Source organism: Asanoa sp. NPDC049573 (assembly GCF_040676615.1).
Lineage (GTDB): Bacteria > Actinomycetota > Actinomycetes > Mycobacteriales > Micromonosporaceae > Asanoa.
In genome coordinates this window covers 335010-352177 of the sequence record NZ_JBFAPI010000007.1, presented here as the reverse complement: position 1 = coordinate 352177, position 17168 = coordinate 335010, and the positions used below count along the sequence as shown (strand labels likewise).

General features: G+C 69.7%; 20 protein-coding genes and 1 pseudogene. 10 read left to right on the top strand and 11 right to left on the bottom strand.

The window, feature by feature from the left end:
* Positions 1 to 120: 120 nt before the first annotated feature.
* From AB0J74_RS19185 to AB0J74_RS19170, 4 genes are read left to right on the top strand one after another with little or no spacing between them, the layout of a single operon-like run.
* Positions 121 to 1005, top strand: coding sequence for a hypothetical protein (locus AB0J74_RS19185; protein ID WP_363449584.1), 885 nt, complete (start codon positions 121 to 123; stop codon positions 1003 to 1005).
* Positions 1002 to 1454, top strand: a complete 453-nt coding sequence (locus AB0J74_RS19180; protein WP_363449582.1) for an ABA4-like family protein — start codon at positions 1002 to 1004, stop codon at positions 1452 to 1454. Before AB0J74_RS19185 ends, AB0J74_RS19180 begins: the two co-directional genes overlap by 4 nt.
* Positions 1455 to 1458: 4 nt before the next feature.
* A complete protein-coding gene (locus AB0J74_RS19175; protein WP_363449580.1) occupies positions 1459 to 2742 on the top strand; it encodes a histidine kinase in 1284 nt (427 codons plus the stop codon).
* Positions 2739 to 3365, top strand: a complete 627-nt coding sequence (locus AB0J74_RS19170) for a response regulator transcription factor (protein WP_363449578.1) — start codon at positions 2739 to 2741, stop codon at positions 3363 to 3365. Before AB0J74_RS19175 ends, AB0J74_RS19170 begins: the two co-directional genes overlap by 4 nt.
* A 208-nt stretch (positions 3366 to 3573) precedes the next feature.
* On the opposite strand, the gene AB0J74_RS19165 is transcribed toward AB0J74_RS19170, so the two are convergent.
* From AB0J74_RS19165 to AB0J74_RS19145, 5 genes are all read right to left on the bottom strand, one after another.
* Positions 3574 to 5019: an FAD-dependent oxidoreductase gene (locus AB0J74_RS19165; protein ID WP_363449576.1), complete on the bottom strand. Its 1446-nt coding sequence runs from the start codon at positions 5017 to 5019 to the stop codon at positions 3574 to 3576.
* A gap of 48 nt (positions 5020 to 5067) precedes the next feature.
* Positions 5068 to 5556, bottom strand: coding sequence for an N-acetyltransferase family protein (locus tag AB0J74_RS19160; protein WP_363449574.1), 489 nt, complete (start codon positions 5554 to 5556; stop codon positions 5068 to 5070).
* Complete coding sequence (locus tag AB0J74_RS19155) at positions 5550 to 5885, bottom strand: metalloregulator ArsR/SmtB family transcription factor (protein ID WP_363449642.1); 336 nt, start codon at positions 5883 to 5885, stop codon at positions 5550 to 5552. Before AB0J74_RS19155 ends, AB0J74_RS19160 begins: the two co-directional genes overlap by 7 nt.
* A gap of 9 nt (positions 5886 to 5894) precedes the next feature.
* Complete coding sequence (locus AB0J74_RS19150; RefSeq protein WP_363449572.1) at positions 5895 to 7085, bottom strand: M28 family peptidase; 1191 nt, start codon at positions 7083 to 7085, stop codon at positions 5895 to 5897.
* Positions 7086 to 7150: 65 nt separating this feature from the next.
* Positions 7151 to 7387: a hypothetical protein gene (locus AB0J74_RS19145; RefSeq protein WP_363449570.1), complete on the bottom strand. Its 237-nt coding sequence runs from the start codon at positions 7385 to 7387 to the stop codon at positions 7151 to 7153.
* Positions 7388 to 7670: 283 nt separating this feature from the next.
* Here AB0J74_RS19145 and AB0J74_RS19140 point away from each other — a divergent pair, with 283 nt between their 5' ends.
* A complete protein-coding gene (locus AB0J74_RS19140) occupies positions 7671 to 8057 on the top strand; it encodes a metalloregulator ArsR/SmtB family transcription factor (protein ID WP_363449568.1) in 387 nt (128 codons plus the stop codon).
* Between the two features lie 34 nt (positions 8058 to 8091).
* On the top strand, positions 8092 to 9657 hold the full coding sequence (locus tag AB0J74_RS19135; RefSeq protein ID WP_363449566.1) for an FAD-dependent monooxygenase: 1566 nt from the start codon (positions 8092 to 8094) through the stop codon (positions 9655 to 9657).
* A gap of 143 nt (positions 9658 to 9800) precedes the next feature.
* Here AB0J74_RS19135 and AB0J74_RS19130 read toward each other — a convergent pair whose 3' ends face one another.
* Positions 9801 to 10289, bottom strand: a complete 489-nt coding sequence (locus tag AB0J74_RS19130; protein WP_363449564.1) for a carboxymuconolactone decarboxylase family protein — start codon at positions 10287 to 10289, stop codon at positions 9801 to 9803.
* Positions 10290 to 10727: 438 nt separating this feature from the next.
* Positions 10728 to 11135: a VOC family protein gene (locus tag AB0J74_RS19125; RefSeq protein ID WP_363449562.1), complete on the bottom strand. Its 408-nt coding sequence runs from the start codon at positions 11133 to 11135 to the stop codon at positions 10728 to 10730.
* A gap of 68 nt (positions 11136 to 11203) precedes the next feature.
* Between AB0J74_RS19125 and AB0J74_RS19120 the strand changes: the two genes are divergently transcribed.
* The 3 genes from AB0J74_RS19120 to AB0J74_RS19110 all read left to right on the top strand — a co-directional run bounded on the left by AB0J74_RS19120 (position 11204) and on the right by AB0J74_RS19110 (position 12759).
* Positions 11204 to 11728, top strand: coding sequence for a MarR family transcriptional regulator (locus AB0J74_RS19120; RefSeq protein WP_363449560.1), 525 nt, complete (start codon positions 11204 to 11206; stop codon positions 11726 to 11728).
* Between the two features lie 268 nt (positions 11729 to 11996).
* Entirely contained in the window at positions 11997 to 12200 is a 204-nt protein-coding gene (locus AB0J74_RS19115) for a cold-shock protein (protein WP_363449558.1), read from the top strand.
* Positions 12201 to 12477: 277 nt separating this feature from the next.
* Complete coding sequence (locus AB0J74_RS19110; RefSeq protein ID WP_363449556.1) at positions 12478 to 12759, top strand: hypothetical protein; 282 nt, start codon at positions 12478 to 12480, stop codon at positions 12757 to 12759.
* A gap of 76 nt (positions 12760 to 12835) precedes the next feature.
* On the opposite strand, the gene AB0J74_RS19105 is transcribed toward AB0J74_RS19110, so the two are convergent.
* The gene (locus tag AB0J74_RS19105) at positions 12836 to 13495 is read right to left on the bottom strand and encodes a response regulator transcription factor (protein ID WP_363449554.1); all 660 of its coding nucleotides are present in this window, start codon (positions 13493 to 13495) and stop codon (positions 12836 to 12838) included.
* Positions 13492 to 14652 (bottom strand): histidine kinase, encoded by a 1161-nt coding sequence (locus AB0J74_RS19100; RefSeq protein WP_363449552.1) that lies wholly within the window; start codon positions 14650 to 14652, stop codon positions 13492 to 13494. Before AB0J74_RS19100 ends, AB0J74_RS19105 begins: the two co-directional genes overlap by 4 nt.
* Positions 14653 to 14830: 178 nt before the next feature.
* Here AB0J74_RS19100 and AB0J74_RS19095 point away from each other — a divergent pair, with 178 nt between their 5' ends.
* On the top strand, positions 14831 to 15523 hold the full coding sequence (locus AB0J74_RS19095; protein ID WP_363449550.1) for a hypothetical protein: 693 nt from the start codon (positions 14831 to 14833) through the stop codon (positions 15521 to 15523).
* Between the two features lie 201 nt (positions 15524 to 15724).
* On the opposite strand, the pseudogene AB0J74_RS19090 reads toward AB0J74_RS19095, so the two are convergent.
* Together AB0J74_RS19090 and AB0J74_RS19085 are read right to left on the bottom strand one after the other, a co-directional pair.
* A pseudogene (locus AB0J74_RS19090) lies at positions 15725 to 16319 on the bottom strand (IS5 family transposase); the annotation flags it as partial.
* A 353-nt stretch (positions 16320 to 16672) separates the two neighbouring features.
* The gene (locus AB0J74_RS19085) at positions 16673 to 17125 is read right to left on the bottom strand and encodes an Lrp/AsnC family transcriptional regulator (protein ID WP_363449548.1); all 453 of its coding nucleotides are present in this window, start codon (positions 17123 to 17125) and stop codon (positions 16673 to 16675) included.
* Positions 17126 to 17168 lie beyond the last annotated feature (43 nt).

The following is a 17168-nucleotide window of genomic DNA, read 5'->3' as shown; positions in this document are numbered from 1 at the left end:
CGCTCCGACCGCCGGCCGCAACCGGGGCCTGTGGTCGGGCGCATTCCGGGGAACGGCACTCCAGCATCTACAGATGTGATTACCGCACTGCGCGGGGCGGCAAACTGGCACCGCCCCCTGATGATTTTCGTCGCGACGATGGCCGTGCTCGCCGTCATTTGTGCGGTTGGCGTCTTCGCCGACCCACGCGTCCTCACCGGCGTGCCGATCTGGCTCAAACCGTTCAAGTTCTCGGTGTCCTTCGTGCTGTACGGCGTCACCCTCGCCTGGATGCTGTCCCTGCTGCCGCGGCGCAGCCGGGTCGCGGAGTGGGCGGGCACGGTCATCGTCGCGATGTCGGTGATCGAGATGGTGGTGATCGTCGGGCAGGTGATACGCGGCACGACCAGCCACTTCAACAGCACCACCCCGCTGAACGCCGCCCTCTTCTCGGCAATGGGTGCATCGGTCATGGTGCTGTTCGTCGCGCACTTCGTCATCGGGATCGTGGTGCTGCAACGGCGGATCGCAGACCGGGTCGCCGCCCGCGCGGTCGAGTGGGGGCTCGGTCTTTCCCTGCTGGGCATGCTGGCCGCGGTGCCGATGTTGCTGCCGATGCAGTCGCCGGGGATCGACGGGGTCAGCGGGGCGCACAGCGTGGGCGTCCTGGACGGCGGACCAGGGTTGCCGCTGGTTGGGTGGAGCACCACCGGCGGGGATCTACGGATCGGGCACTTCGTGGGGTTGCACGCCCTACAGGCGCTACCGATCCTCGCGATCCTGCTGAGCCGCTTCTTCGGGACCCGGCTGGACGAGCGCACTCAAGCCCGGCTGCTGGTCGTCGCCGGCGCGGCGTACGGCGTACTCACGGTGTTGTTGACCTGGCAGGCCCTGCGCGGACAGCCGCTGCTGCGTCCGGACGCGCTCACGCTGGCCGCCCTCGCGGCCCTGGCGGTCGCGACCGCGGCCGCCACCGGCCTGGTGGTAGCTCGCCGGCGCCGCCCGGAACTGGTGCTGGCCGCATGACCGCGGCGCTTTTCACCCTGACATTCGCGCTGGCCGCGCCCTTCTGGGCGCTGATGATCCTGCTGCCGCGCTGGTCGTGGACCACCCGGATCATCACGTCGCCGTTGATCGTGCTGCCGGTACTGGTGATCTATGCGCTCCTGGTGCTTCCGGCCGCCGGTGACGTGCTGCCGGCCGTGCTGTCGCCGACCCTGAGCGGCGTGCGTGACCTGTTCGGCACGGCTGACGGTGCGGCGGCGGTCTGGGCACACATGATCGCGTTCGACCTGTTTGTCGGCCGGTGGACCTGGCTGGACAGCCGGGAGCGGGGGGTGCCCGCGCTGGTCATGGCTCCGGTCCTGGTGCTGACCCTCCTGCTCGGGCCGCTCGGCTTGGCTGCCTACCTCGGGTTCCGGACCAGGTGGGAGCGGCCGGCGGTCGCTCGTCTCCAGCCGCAGCGCCTAGGCTGACCCCGTGAGCTGGGCGGGACGACTGCGCGACACGCGGGACCCGCTCGTGCGGATGGTGCTGCTGGACCTCAGCGGGGTGGGCTACCTGGTCTTCGGCACCCAGACACGCCCGGCGCCGACGGCCACGGAGTGGATCCTCGCGGCGCTCGCCTTCGCCGTGGCACTGGTGTTCCACCGTCGGCCGCTGGTCAACCTGCTGATACAGGCCGGGCTGCTGGCGGCCGCGATTCCGCTCGTCGACAACCTCACGATCAACCAGGTGGGCGCCAGCTGGGCGTTGCTCGAGGTGACCATGCGGGTGCATCGAGCCCGCACCATCTGGTTGGCCACCGGGCTGCTGATCGTGGTCGATCTGAGCGACTCGATCGGCAACCCGGTCGACCGGATCGCCTCCGGTGTCTTCGGGCTGATCCTGGAGGTCGGCGTACCGGTGCTGCTCGGTCTGGTCATCCGGGCCAACCGGGAGCTCGGTCGGCAGGCCCTGGAGCGGGCCGCGGCGGATCGGCGCCGGCACGAGTCGGAGAGCCGGGCCGCGCGCGCCGACGAACGCGGCGCCATCGCCCGCGAGCTGCACGATGTGGTCGCTCATCACGTGGCGTCGATGGTGCTGCGCATCGGGGTAGCCCGGCACGTACTTCCGGACCTGGATCCGCGGGTGGGCGAGGTGTTCGACGACGTGCACGCCACCGGGACCGCCGCCTTGGCGGATCTGCGGCAGCTGGTCACGGTGCTGCGCAACCCCGATGGGGTACGCGGTGACGCCGCGCTGACCGCGATCGAGCCGTCGGCGCTCCCAGCGGCACTCGGCGCGGCTGTCGATCGGGCCCGCCAAGCCGGTGTCATGGTGGAGGCCGACATCGATCCGGCAATCGGTTCGCTCGACGCGGTTCGCGGCCTGGCGGTGTTGCGACTGACCCAGGAGGCGCTGACCAACGTGGCCAAGCATGCCGGCACGTCCGCGCTGGCGCGCTTGTCGGTTTCCGTGGTCGACGGGGCCGTCCATTGGGAGGTCTCGGACAACGGGCGGGGCTCGGTGCCGGCGGCGGTGCCGTCCGGTGGCGGCCACGGCATCACCGGCATGCGCGAGCGGGTCGAAGTCCTTGACGGTCAGCTCGAGGTAGGTCCGACCAGCCCGGGTTGGCGAGTTCGCACCGTCCTGCCGGCAGCGGTCCCCGCGGCCGCCTCCGCGCCGACGGCCTCTTCCGCCTCGCCCGCCGTCACGCGGGCCTCGTCGGCGCCCCGCGGCACCGAGGCCTCGGCCGCGCCGCCCGCGCCGGAGCCGGCATGATCCGCGTCCTGCTGGTCGACGACCAGCACCTCATCCGCGCGGGCCTGCGCATGCTCTGCGACGCCCAGCCTGACATCGAGGTCGTCGGCGAGGCCGCCGACGGCCGCGAAGCGATCTCCCTGGCTGCCCGGCTCACCCCCGACGTCGTCATCATGGACCTGCGCATGCCCGGCGTCGACGGGATCACCGCGACCAGTCGGATCCTCGCCGACCGTCCCGCCACCCGGATCCTGGTGCTGACCACGTTCGGCGACGACGACCACCTCTATCCGGCCCTGACCGCCGGCGCCTGCGGGTTCCTGCTCAAGGACGCGCCGCCCGCCGACCTGCTCGACGGCGTCCGCCGGGCCGCCGCGGGCGACAGCCCGTTCAGTCAGGAGGTGCTGCAGCGCCTGGTCCAGCGCGCCGTGCACGCCCGCGCCGAGACGCCGCGGCCGGCCCAAGGACTGACCGCGCGCGAACGGGACGTGCTGAACCTGGTCGCCGCAGGCCTGTCCAACACAGAGATCGCCGATCGACTTCACATCGGCGTCACCACGGTCAAGACCCACATCACGAGCCTGATGACCAAGACCGACAGCCCCAACCGGGTACGGCTGGCCTTGTTCGCCCGAGGCGCCTGAGCACCACAAAGATCTCATCAACGGTAGGTAGCCCGACCTCGATGACCACACCTCCGGCCGACCGCGGCTGGGCGACGTCCCGGACCGCGGCAAGGCCAGGATCGCCATGGTGATGGCGAAGGCCGTGACGATTCGCCAGCCGCGCAATGCCAGCCCTGGGCCGCCGGCTGTGGGGTCGGCGGCCGTGCGGGTCGGCGTGGACATCGGCTCAGCTGCAGCAGCTGCCGGCCTGGTCGGAGCCGCCGGTTTCCGTGACCGAGATGAGGGTCAGCGGTGCGCGAAGCAGCCCGCCGGAGATTCCGGTGGCGAGGCCCCGACCGGCGGGCTCGGCTTGCGTTGCGGCGGTTGGGCCGCAGCATCCGCCGCCTGCTGTGATGGTGTCGCTGTCCAGGACGGGGTTGCTGTTGCAGACCCCGGTCTCGGGGAGGTCGAGCTGGACGTCGCGGGCCGCTGCCCAGTCACCGTCGAGGGCCGCGACGACTGAGCGGGCCTGCTCGTACCCGGTAGCCAGAAGGAAGGTCGGTGCGCGTCCGTAGCTCTTGACGCCGATGGCGTAGAAGCCGGGCTCGGGATGCGCGAGCTGCTCGGCGCCGTGCGGTGGGACGGTGCCGCATGAGTGCTCGTTCGGGTCGATCAGCGGTGCCAGCGCGCGCGTCGAGCCGAGGACCGGGTCCAGGTCCAGCCGCAGCTCGGAGACGAACGTGTGGTCGGGGCGGAAGCCGGTGGCCGACACGATCCGGTCCGCGGTGACCGTCGTGGCGCCCCCGGACACCCGCACCCGGCCGGCGGCGGTCGGTTCGACGCTCTGCACGGCGAAGCCGGTCACCAGCTCGATGGTGCCGTCGTCAACGTGGGAGCGCAGCCGCGACCCGAGCGCGCCCCGGGCGGGAAGGGCGTCGGCGGCCTCGCCGCCGTAGGTGCGTGCCGGGCTCGTCGACCGGATCGCCCAGACGACGCTGGTGCCCGGCGCCTGACCGGCCAGTTCCGCGAGCGACAGCAGCGTGTTGGCGGCGGAGTGCCCGGCACCGACGACCACCGTCCGCTTGCCGGCGAACCGGTCACGGTCGGCACCCAGGACGTCGGGCAGTGCGTGCTCCACCAACGCGGTCGCCTCGGGTTCGCCGTGGGCCGGGATCCCGGATGCGCCCAGGACGTTGGGGGTGGCCCAGGTGCCGGATGCATCGACTACCGCACGCGCCAGTAGGTCCTCGCCGTCGGCGAGCCGGACCAGCAGCGGCGCGGTCGCACGGTCGGCGGTCCGGACGCGGTCCATGCCCAGCCGGGTCACGGCGACCACTCGGGAGTCGTATCGCAGGTGCGGTTTGAGCGCGGGCAGGTCCGCCAGCGGCCGCAGGTAGTCCTCGGCGAGCTGCGCACCGGTCGGCAACACGTCCGGGTCGGGCTCGACCCAACCGGCGTCGGCGAGCAACCGGCGCGCGGCGGCATCGACGTTGTACCGCCACGGAGAGAACAGCCGCACGTGGCCCCACTGCCGGACGCTGGCGGCGGGCCCGTCGCCGGCCTCCAGGACGACGAACGGGATCTCGCGCTCGGCCAGGTGCGCGGCGGCGGCCAGGCCGACCGGTCCGGCTCCGATGACCACGACGGGCAGGTCGTCGAATGACGTACTCACGATGTCTCCTTGTCTAGACATTGTTCAAATCAGCTGGTTAGAGTCCGGCCCGGGCCGGACTCGCGACGGTCAGGTGACGGCGGGGCTGCGGCGTTCGAGCAGGATGACGTCTCGCCACCGGTCGTGGTGTCGGCCAACCCGTTCGCGGGTGCCGATGATCCGGAAGCCGGCCCGCTGGTGAAGGGCGAGACTGGCGGTGTTCTCCGGGAAGATGCCGGACTGGATCGTCCAGATGCCGGCTGCTTCCGTCGAGGCGATCAACGCCGTCAGGAGCGACCGGGCGACGCCTCTGCCCTGCGCTTGCGGGTCGACGTAGACGGAGTGTTCGACGATCCCGGCGTAGACCGGTCGCGTGGAGACCGCGGACACCGCGACCCACCCGACGACAGTGCCATCGGAGCCGACCGCGACATGCCGGTGCGCGGGGAGCTTGGCCGCGTCAAAGGTCGCCCAGGTCGGCGCGGTCACCTCGAAACTGGCGTGTCCGCTGTCGAGCCCGGCCTGGTAGATCCGCAGCACCGCGTCGGCGTCGGCGGCGTCCATCGGGCGGATCAGCATTCGCACCCTCCGGTCGGTGTCGGGGCCGGCCGTCCCATGACGAGGTCGGCTGCCGAGGGAAAGCGGTCCACGCAGTTCTGGTTGATCCGGTAATGGCGGGCGTTGCCGACCGGCTCGACCCGCACGAAGCCAACCTCGGTAAGCACCTTGAGATGCTGCGACACCGTCGATTGAGCCAAACCGACCGCGGCGACGAGCTCGCCGACCGGCATCGGGTGCGCCTTGCGGGCCAGGTACGCCACGATCTGCACCCGGGTCGGATCCGCGAGGGCGCGGAACCACGAGGCGTACTCCGTGGCGACGGCACGGTCGAGCAATTCGGCCACGATCCACCATCTTCATCGTTTATCGCCGATCAACGATGAAAGCTTAGTCGCATCCGACGCCGCGAGCCACCCGGTCGCCACGACCAGCCGGCAGATGGCGGCCATCGTCGCCGGGTCTACGCGGTCTGCCGTGTCAGACGGACTGTGGTAGCCGGCCATGCCGGCACCGATGCCCACCGCCGCCAGACCAGCGGCGGCGTAGCGACGGTTGTCCGAAGCGACCGGCCCGGCCACCAGCGGCATCCCGGTGTGCCTGGCGGCCTGGTCGAGCACGGCCAACAGGCCGTGCGCCGGGCCGCCCGCCTCGACGGCGGCGGCCTCGTGCAGGCAGCCGGCGCCGTCGACGTTGATCACCAATGGCGGGTTCGCGGCGGTACGAAGGTGGGCCGCGTGGTGGGCGGAGCCGAGCGCTCCGGCCTCCTCACCATCGAGGAACGCCACCGACAGCCCGATATCTGGCGGCAGGCCCACGGCGAGCAGCCGCGCCGCCTCGCAGACAACAGCCACGCCACTGCCGTTGTCCGCCGCCGCTGGCTGACGCAGCCCCGGATGGTCACCGACACCGTCGTAATGCGCGGTCAACAGCACGTCCAGACCACCCGGCGCGGCACCACGCAGTCGAGCGTGCACATTGGCGCCATTCACGTCGACCCGGCGGATCGGCGCGTTCGCCGACCAGTTGGCGCCGCCACCCTGTGCTGCGTTCAGCAACCGAGGCTGCAGGTCGGTCGAAACGCTGATGACTGGCAACGGTCCGACCCGCGGACCGGCGAGCATCGTGTAGTGCCAGCCGTCACCGTCGACTGCCCGCCCCACCAGCAGACCGAGCGCCCCGGAGGCGTGCTGATAGGCGTCGGTAAGGGTCATCGCGACCGGCGCTAGCAGCCATCGCCCGGCCGGCTCGTCGACTCCGGCCACGCCCAGCGGACCCTGCCTCACATCGGCGACGTCCGCCGAGGCGAGGTGGACCGCGATATCGCGGCCAAACGCCAATGGATGGGTGGCGCTGCCGTCGCTCCACTCAGCGGTCGGCACGGCGTAGACCTCGGGAACGTCCCGCACCGGGAATGACTCGGTCGTCACGCTCGCGCCGAGGTCGACCAGATGCTGACCGAGCCAGGCACGGGCGGCGCCGCCGCCGGTCGTGCCGACCCGCCGGCCGGCGAACGACTCGCCGGCCAACGTCGCGACCGTGGCAGCCATCCGCTCACCCGATACATCAGCTAGGAGCCGGTCGAGGGCGGGTAGCGCCGTCTGTGAGGTGGTGGTCATCCGCAGCAGCCGGATCCGGATGCGACCGCGTCAGCCTTCGCCGCGCTCCCGCAGCATGTGTTCTCCGCCTTCGCCTGCGCATCGGTGCCGCAGCACGTAGCGGCGGCCGCGTCGGGCTCGGGCAGCGACAGGCTCGCCCGGGGCGGGTTGCCACAGCAGCCTCCGGTGCCGGCAACGTCCAGCGCCGCAGTCGGGTCGCCGGCGAATCCGCCTGCGTTCTTGGTCTCGCTCATGATCAGTTCTCCCCTTCGATGGTCGGTTGAGTGGTGCCCTCAGCGCGGTCCGATCATTGCGGCGATCTGGGCCCGGGTGCGGTCAAGACGGCGTCGCGCCCGGCCCTCGGAGGTGCTGACCTCGGTGCAGGTGTCGCAGAAGCGCACTCCGGCCTCAGCGGCGGAACGGCGACCCAAGCGGAACATGGCTCTCTCCTCAGCAGTCTGTCTAGATGAAGCTCGAACTAGACGTTCATCTAAACAGAGAGTTGCACGCTGTTTCGAGATCTGTCAACCTAGAGGCATGTCGAAGCAAGCGACGGCCCTGCCGCTCATAGACCTCAACGCGGAAGCGCCGTGCTGCCCCCCGCTCGCGCAGCGACGCGTCCCAGCTGAGACCGCCGCGGTCCTGGCCCCCGCGTTCAAGGCCCTCGGCGATCCGGTCCGTCTGCAGCTGATGTCGATGATCGCCTCCGCCGAAGATGGCGAAGCCTGTGTCTGCGACCTGACCCCCGCGTTCGAGCTGTCCGGCCCGACGATCTCCCATCACCTCAAGACCCTGCGCGAAGCCGGCCTCGTCGACGCGGAACGTCGCGGCACATGGGTCTACTACCGCGCCCGGCCGGGCATCATGCGCCAGCTCGCCGCGCTGCTGGCTTTCGACGAGACACCGGCCGCGCAGTCGGTGTGACCCGTCGCGGGCGAACCGTCCCTACGATGAGCGCGTGACGGCACCGCCGGATGTCCTGGTGGTCGGTGGCGGACCCACCGGGCTAGCGATGGCTGCCCAGTTGGCTGCCCACGGCGTCCGACCGGGCATCATCGACCGCAACCTGGACCGTGCGCGCGAGTCACGGGCGCTGGCGATTCAGCCCCGCACACTGGAGGTTCTCGCCGGCCTAGGGGTCGCCGACGAGTTGGTCCGTCAGGGCAATCCGAACGTGCGGCTCGTCGTCCACGCCGGCCGCAAGACGGTTCCGATCCCGATGTTCGACCTCGGGTTCGCGGACACCCCGTACCCCTTCCTGCTGTTCTTGTCGCAGGCCCACACCGAGCAGGTCCTTGCCGACCACCTGCACGCCCGCGGCGTCGAGGTCGAACGCGGCGTCGAGCTGACCGGCCTCAACCAGAGCGGCGGGTCGGTGGAGGCGGCTCTTCGGCATCGCAGCGGCCGGACCGAGCACGTTCAGGTGCCGTACGTCGTCGGTTGCGACGGCGCCCGCAGCACCGTTCGCCAGTTGGCTGGCATTCCGTTCGAGGGCGACTCGTACCCGCAGACGTTCGTCCTGGCCGACGCCGACGCCGACGGCCTCGACACCAGCACTGCTCACGTCTTCGTATCCCCCAGCGGGATGCTGTTCTTCTTCCCCCTCGTCTCACCCGCGGCTTGGCGGGTGCTCGCGATGAGACCGCCCGGTGATGTGGGCGCGGCGGGCACGTCGGTGACGCTGGAAGACGTTCAGGCCCTGGCGGACCGCTACACCAACGGAGTCGTCCGTCTTCGAGATCCGGTGTGGATGACGAACTTCCGCCTCCATCACCGCGCCGCCGCCCATTACCGGGCCGAACGGATCTTCCTGGCTGGCGACGCTGCCCATATCCACTCTCCGGCTGGGGCCCAGGGCATGAACACCGGCATCCAGGACGCGGTAAACCTTGCCTGGAAACTCGCCCACACGCTCACCGGACGTGCTCATCAGTCCATCTTGGACACTTACGAACCAGAACGCGCCCCCATTGGGCGACTAGTCCTGCGGATGTCCGACCGCGCCTTCACCGTCGCCACGTCGACCAACTCGATCCTCCGGTTCGCGCGCGCCCACGTGGCACCCGCGATTCTGCCGCTCGCCGCGAAGATCACCAGCGGGCGAGGTGCCGTTTTCCGAACGGTTTCGCAGTTGAACATCAGCTACCCGCGCAGCCCGTTGTCGGCGACCGGGCCGGGCGGATCGTCGCGCCGCGCGGGCGCGGGAGACCGGCTTCCCGATGAATTGCTCGCGCCCGGCACGGGAGCCCGAACATTGCACGAGCTCACCGCCCGCCCGGGATGGCACCTGCTTCTGTGCGGGCCTGGTTGGCCGGTCGACTCAGCCAGTGTGGTCGGCACCCGTTCTGATCGGGTCAGCGTCCATCGGCTCGACCACTCGACGGCCGCCGCCTTGAATCGGCTTCGGATTCGTGGGCAAGCCGCCATTCTGGTACGACCTGACGGGTACGTCGGCTACCGCGGTGGCAGTGACACGACCGCTTTGCGCGCCTACCTCGATCAGTGGCTGCCCGTGCGAAACTGAGGGTGGCCCTGGGGTGTCCACTCAATCGCGGCGACGGTGGCGGACTGCACCCACGAAGCCCTCTGGTCCGTCTGAACCACAGGCATCGGCGAGCTATGCCACCCGCGTCCGTGGCCGGTCTGCCCGAGCCCAGCAACTGCCGTTCAGCTGGGTTGACGGGCCTGCTGGATGACTTGTTCGGCCCAGTCTCCGCCGATCTGTCTGGTGGCGGCGTTCAGGCGGTTCCAGGCGTTGATCGTGGCGATGGAGATCACCAGTGCCGCGAGTTGCTGTTCGCTGTAGTGGCGTGCCGCTTCGGCCCAGATTTCGTCGGGTACGGGGTCGGGACGGTCTGCGAGCCGCGTTGCCGCCTCGGTCAGCGCGAGCGCGGCACGCTCGGCATCGGTGAAATAGGGTGCCTCCCGCCAGGCCGAGACAGCGAAGATCCGTGCGCTCGGTTCGCCGGCGTGCTCCAGTTCGCGGGAATGGATGTCCACGCATACGCTGCATCCGTTGATTTGGCTGGCGCGCAGATGCACGAGGTAGTGGGTGACTTCCGGTATCTCCGCGTCATGCACGGAATCGGCGAGCAACTGCAGAGCCTTGAACGCGCCCGGGACGGTCAGTGCCGGGTTCTGGATCCTTGCCTTCATGAATTCTCCTGTCATCGGGGCCTTCTGGCGGATCTACTGCTATGAGAGGGAGAGCGCGGGGCGTGTGTGACCGATGGCTGCCCGGCCGAGCGACCCGAGCGGCTGCGGGCGGCTCGGGTCGCTGAGTGAGGCCGACGACGCCGTGCATGAAACTCTGTCGGATGGCGACAATTGGCTGCCAGGGCCTGGGCCAGGTCGGGCGGGGTCTGCGTGCCGGCCTGCTCGCGGGGTAGGCCGCCTTCCACCGTCCATGCGCCTTGGCCGCGTCGACGGCGCCGATCCCGGCTGGCTGCATCCGTCCAGCCAGCGCTTGCGGGTAGGTCAGGGCCGTCGTCCGACCGCCCTGCTTGTGTAGCACCAGCCACACGCCCGGATGGTCGGCGTGATGACTGTCCAACCAGGTGCGCCACGCCTCGGCGTCGGGGACGAGCAGCGGCGCTACGGCGTGGCCGCGGGACGGGGACTCAGGCAGAACGGTTGGCCGTCGGGGTCGAGCAGCACCCGCCAGCGCCCAGCTCCGGGTTGGAAGTCGGGCTCGCTGGCTCCAATCGCGCAGAGGCTCTCGGTCGCCTCGTCGAGGTCGTCCACCTGCAGATCGAGGTGGAAGCGTTTGACGCCTGCCTCATCGGGCCACTGCGCGGGCCGGAATCCCTCGATCTTGCCGAAGCCGATCTTGATGCCGTTGCCTTCGACCATCCCGTAGCTCTCGTCGCTGTAGGTGACCTCCCAGCCGAGCGCGGCCGCGTAGAACCGCGCCAGCCTGGCCGGGTCGGCGCTGTCGATGTTCACCATCGACAGCGTCGCCGTCGACTCGCCGCACGCGGGCCTGGACTGTGTATGACTCATGCATATAACCTAGACCGGTGTCGAGAACTCAGTCAAGCCACCAGCACGTAGCCAACGCCCTTGGCGCGTTGAGCCTCGTCGTCGCCGACCGGATGAGCGCCGCCATCGAAGCGGTCGCGGCGCTCGGGGCCTCGGCACCCGCCGCCCTCGCCGCCCTGCACGAGTTCCTCGACGGCGGATCGGTCACCCAGTTGAGTTCCGTGCTCGGCCTCTCCCACTCGGGCACAGTCCGCCTTGTCGACCGCCTCGGAGCCGAAGGCCTCATCGAGCGGGTCGGAGCGCAGGACGGACGGGCCGTGTCCGTCGTGTTGACCCCGCGTGGCCGTCGCCTGGCGCTGCGGATACGTCAAGCACGCGAGAAGACACTGACCAGCGCACTGTCCGCATTGACCTCGGACGAGCTCGACAACCTTGCGGCAGCACTGGACACGATGCTGACCACAGTCACCCGCGCCCGAGTCGAAGAACGCTCCGCCGACAGTCACGACCGTCCACAGCCTTGGCTGTGTCGCCTCTGCGACTTCGCCGCGTGCGGCCGAAGCGAAGGCAACTGCCCGGTCAACAACGCGGTGACGACCAGCGACCAGAGCTAGCGCGGCTCGGGCAACCCGGCCCCGAGCCAGGCCGTCCACGCGGCGGGCGTACAGACGATCCGCTCACTGCCGCGGGACCTACGGCTGAGGATGTGCTACGTTCTTCCAGTTGCAGTTTTGATTTCCGTAGACGTTTTCCGGCGCCTGATGGGGTATTCGAGACCATCCAGGCGCTTTTCGTTTTTCGTGTCGTTTCGACGCGGGTGATCAACGCGGCGGCGTAAGGGTCCGCACAATGCGGTCTCCAACAGCCTGCGAAGGAGCAGACATGACTACAGGTACCGTGAAGTGGTTCAACGCCGACAAGGGCTTCGGCTTCATCAGCCCGGACGAGGGCGGCGCTGACGTCTTCGCCCACTTCTCCGCGATCTCGGCGAGCGGCTTCCGCAGCCTCGACGAGAACCAGAAGGTGGAGTTCGACATCACCCAGGGCCAGAAGGGCCCGCAGGCGGAGAACATCCGGCCGCTCTGATCCACGCTCTGCGCGCACGGCGGCCCGACTGGTTCGGTTGGGCCGCCGTTCGGCGTTTCATCAGCCCGCCACGGCATGCTGAAGATCGTCTTTGGCGAAGGCCAGCGATCCCGGCGTGGAGCCGGCGCCAGCACTGCTCCCGCGCTTGACGGTCGAGCATGTACGGTCGCGATTTAGGCAAGCACACCATGGACTGACTCGATGCATCGTCTTCCCGGTGACGGTCAGACGGCCGGAACCGCGGGTACACGGCGCGACACCCCTGAAGGACACGACTATGACGACGACCTATTCGGGCCCTGCGCGGCTGATCCTGGTCGACGGCGCATCCATATCTGGCATGGCCTCCCTCAGTACCAACCAGCGCGGAGGACTCAACGGCTGGGGCGGCACCTTCCGCCCGGACGAGATCACGACGGAACTTCGCAACGCAGGCGAGGGACTTCAACTGGAACTCCCGTACGATCGGCTGGGTACCGTCGCCGTCACCGGCATGCGCAAACTACTCGCCACTCAGGTGTTGGTGTCGTTGACAGGTCGCGGCCCGGCACCGTTCTGACGGTGTCTCGGCCGCCGCCGCATCGCCGCGAGGCGAGTCAGGAACAGACGAGAGCCGGACCGACGCACGCTGCGACTCAGTCGGCTCCGGGTCGGACAAGGCCGTGCTCGTAGGCGTAGACCACGACCTGTACCCGGTCGCGGAGCCCCAGTTTGGCGAGCGTGCGGGCCACGTGCGTCTTCACCGTCGCTTCGCTGACGACCAGTGTTGCGGCGATCTCGGCGTTGGAGAGTCCACGTGCGACCTGGTGGAGCACCTCGAGTTCCCGTTCGGTCAGTGCGGCGACTTCCGGAGGCGCTGGTCCCGGTGCCGGGCTGCGGGCGAACTCCTCGATCACCCGACGGGTGACGGCCGGGTCGAGCAGACCGGCCCCGGCCGCCACGACCCGGATCGCCTGTACCAGATCCTCGGGCGGGGCGGTCTTGAGCAGGAACGCGCTGGCCCCGGCGCGGAGGGCGTCGTACACATGGGCGTCGACGTCGAAAGTGGTCAACACGACGATCCGGGTGGCGACGGGGTCGTCGGAAATCAGCTGGCGGGTCGCGGCGATCCCGTCGAGCCGCGGCATCCGTATATCCATAAGAGTGACGTCCGGGCGGAGCCGACGTGCGGCCGCTACTGCCGCCACGCCGTCGGCGGCCTCGCCCACGACGATGATGTCAGGTTCGGCCGCCAGGATCAGCCGGAACCCGGCGCGGACCATGGCCTGGTCGTCGGCAACGAGAACGCGTATCACGGCGGCCCTTGGTCGGCGCGGGCCATCACGGGCTGCGAAATCGGAAGCACCACATGCACCGCGTATCCGCCGCCGGCCCGCGGGCCGAGGTTGATGGTGCCGCCGTAAAGAGCCGCTCGCTCGCGCATTCCGATGTGCCCGTGCCCGTCCCGTCCGGTCCCGCCACGGGTGGTGCCGTCGTCTACGACAAGTAACTCGAGCGCCGCTGGGCCGTACTCGATGCTGCAGTCGATTCGGCTCGCGGCGGCGTGCCGCAACACGTTGGTGACCGCCTCCTGGACGATCCGGTAGGCGGCCAGGTCCAGGCCCGCCGGCAACGGCCGGACGTCGCCGGAGACGGTGAGCTGCGCACAAATTCCCGCTGCGCGGGCCGGTTCGAGAAGATCCGCGGCACCGGCCAATCCGGGTGCTGGGACCGAATCGTCGAGCTGGAACCCGCGGAGCACACCGAGCAGGCGCTGCACCTCGGCCAATGTCTCCCGCCCGGTCCGCTCGACGGCCTCCAGCGCGGCGCGTTGCTCCGAGTGCTCCGGCCCCAGCAGGCGGCGCACGCCACCGACGTGCAGCGTCATGACGCTGATGCTGTGCCCGATCACGTCATGCAACTCGCGGGCGATCCGCAGCCGCTCGTCGATCACTGCGGCGCCAGCACGCCATTGCGCCTCCTGCTCGGCTAGCGCGGCGCGCTGCTCGGACAGCTCAGCCCGCAGGGTTCGGCTCGCGATCGTACGGCCGGCGAGCCACCCCCCGGTGCCGAGCAGGCATGCGTACGCGATGTCAGCGATCACGGGGCCCGTTTCCAGCACCACGGTCCCGGTGAGCAGCCCGAGCGTCACCGCCAACGCCACGACCGGACGCCGCGCGTGGTACGCGGCGGACACGATGACGGCCAGCGCGGCGACGAACCAAGCGAATCCGGCGTTCGCATCGGCGCCGAGAGCGCCCGGTGCCACGGCGAGCGCGGTCAGCACAATAACCAACACGGCCATGGGAGCGATCCGGTGCCAGGCCGTCGCGACGGTGCCGACCAGACACGTGGCCGCCAGCAGCGGCCTGGGCGAACCCGCCACCGCGCCGGCCCACACCTCAGCCTGCGTCCCGACGGTGAACACTGCGGCTGCCACCATGTCGCCGCGGCGCGGCGTCCACCGTTGCATGAGCTCACGGTACGGCGAGGCACGCCCGGACGAGTCAGCCAACCGACCGATCTGTACGCCGGTCACCTCGTCCTTGCGACGGACGCGGATCAAGACTCGGTGCCGACGACACGACGACCGCCACGGCGGGACAGTTCACGCCGACCGCAGCACCGTCACCGTGTCGCAAGGAGCACCGATGTCGACCACCACATCCACCGCGCAGCGGCTACGCCGGCACGCCATGGGCGCCGCCCTGATCCTGTTCCCGGCCCTGCTAGTGGTGCAGGCCCTGCTCGATCCAGGCGACGGCGACACGGGCGAGGCCACGTACGCCGCCGCTTCTCAACACGCGCGAAGCCTCGCGGCATCCGCGGTCCTGCTGCTCATCTCGGGAATCCTGATGGCGCCGGCCGTCGCCGGGATCCTGCACCAGGCCCGCGACCGAGGGGCCGTCCTGGCGAACCTGGCAGCCGTAGCGGCGATGCTCGGCGGGTTCGGCCACGCGGCGATCGCGATGTACACCCTCTTCACCCTGCCGCTGGCCGGCGGCGACCCGGCACAGATGGCGGCGTACGTCGAACGGGTCAACGCCTCCCCCGTCATCAACGCGGTGGCGTTCCCGCTCATCCTCTGTTTCGCCCTCGCAGTACTCGCGATGTCTTGGGCCGCCTGGCGTGCCGGAGTCATCGGCTGGTGGGGGCCGGCCGTAGTCACCACCCTTGTCGTGATCCACGAGCTGCTGCCCGACCCTCCCCCCGCCGTCGATGTGGTCAGCATGACGATGCTGACCGCGGTTTTCGGATACCTCGGACTGCGGATCGTGCGGATGACCGACAGCCAGTGGAGCGGCAGCCGCCACGGAGACGTACCGATCCCGGCACACGCTTGACCCGCGAACGCGCCGGGCGTGTTGGAGCGCCATTCCGGCCAGGCTCCCGGCGGCGTCCGCGGTGATGTCTGGGCCGGGGGCGAGACTCAGGAGCCGGAACATACGCCCAGAGTTGGGATCCAGCGTCCGGTACGACGCGCTGAGCACGGCCCGCAGGTCGACGGTCGCCTCGTCCGGCTCTAAGAGGTCCTCACAGAGTTGTCGGACGTGTCGGTACGTGATGATGCAGGTGGCGAGGGCGAGGAATGCTTCGTGGATGTCATCGCGGCGTTCCCAGCGGATTCGTAGCCGTTTCATCCCGTGGTACCAGGCGAGGGTCCGTTCCACGACCCACCGGATCGCCCCGAGCCCGGTGCCATGATCTTGGCCGCGGCGGGCTATGCGGGGCCGGATGCCCTTGGCCCACACCAGCCTGGTCGTCGCCGCGGTCAGCGAACAGCTGGTCCGGCCGCTGGCGTGGCCGTCTTGGCCCGGCCGCGCACGGCCGGGACCGCGTCCAGCAGCGGGAGCACCTGGATCACCGCGTTGCGGTTGCCGCCGTACAGGGTGACCGCGAGGGGGACACCGCGCCCGTCGGTCAGCAGGTTGTGCTTCGAGCCCGGCCGGGCGCGGTCGACCGGGCTCGGACCGCTTTTGGGCCGCGTCTGGCGGCTCGCACGTGTGAGGAGTCGATGACCGCACGGGACCAGTCCAACCGTCCGGCCTGGTGCAACTCGGCCAAAAGCACTTCGTGCAAGCGGCGCCACACGTCAGCCTCGTTCCATTGCGCGAGCCGCCGCCAGCACATCATGCCCGAACCGAATCCCAGTTGTTGGGGCAGGAACTCCCACTGGATACCCCATTGCGTTAGGACCTCTAAGTGCGGCGTTGAGCTAGCGTTTGCGGCGTCGCTGGCGGGGCCCGATCGCCGCTATGGTCATCGCGGCCGTCGCGGTAGGAAGGCCGCGAAGCCTGCCGCAGAGACACCCGCTGCACGCCCCATGCCGAGCGAGCACCGCCGGTGCGGCGAACGACGCTGGCGGCTGCCCCTGCCAGAAGTGCCCGATGTTGAGGAATGACTGACCAGCGCGGTTCTCATCGCCGTGCACCACCGGCTTCGGGCACTTCGAAACCGCCCGGCCCCCTGGTGAGTGCGAGTCGCTCGCGAAGTCAAAGGGGTAGCGGTCGGTCGTCGACCACGGTCTTCATGACGAGGGTGGAGCTGAGGCGTTGCACGCCGGGCAGGGCGGTGAGTTGCTCGTCGTAGAGCTTCTGGAACGCGGGTAGGTCGCCCGCGATGACGCGAAGGAGGTAGTCGGGGTCGCCGAAGAGGCGTTCGGCTTGCAGGACCTGGGGGATGCCGGCGACGGCGTCCTCGAAGGCCTCGATCGTGTCGCGTTCGGCGGCGCGCATGGTGACGAAGACCAGGGCGTTGAAGGTCAGTCCGAGTGTGTGCGCGTTGAGGTGGGCGCGGTAGCCGCTGATCGCGCCCGACTGTTCCAAGGCGCGCAGACGCCGGTGGCAGGGCGACAGGCTGAGCCGGACGCGTTCGGCGAGGTCGGTGACCGAAACGCGGCCATCCTTCTGCAGTTCGGCAAGGATTCTGCGGTCTACGTCGTCCACGTGGAAGATTCTTCCCCAAATGCCGTCCTAGGCGCGACATTTT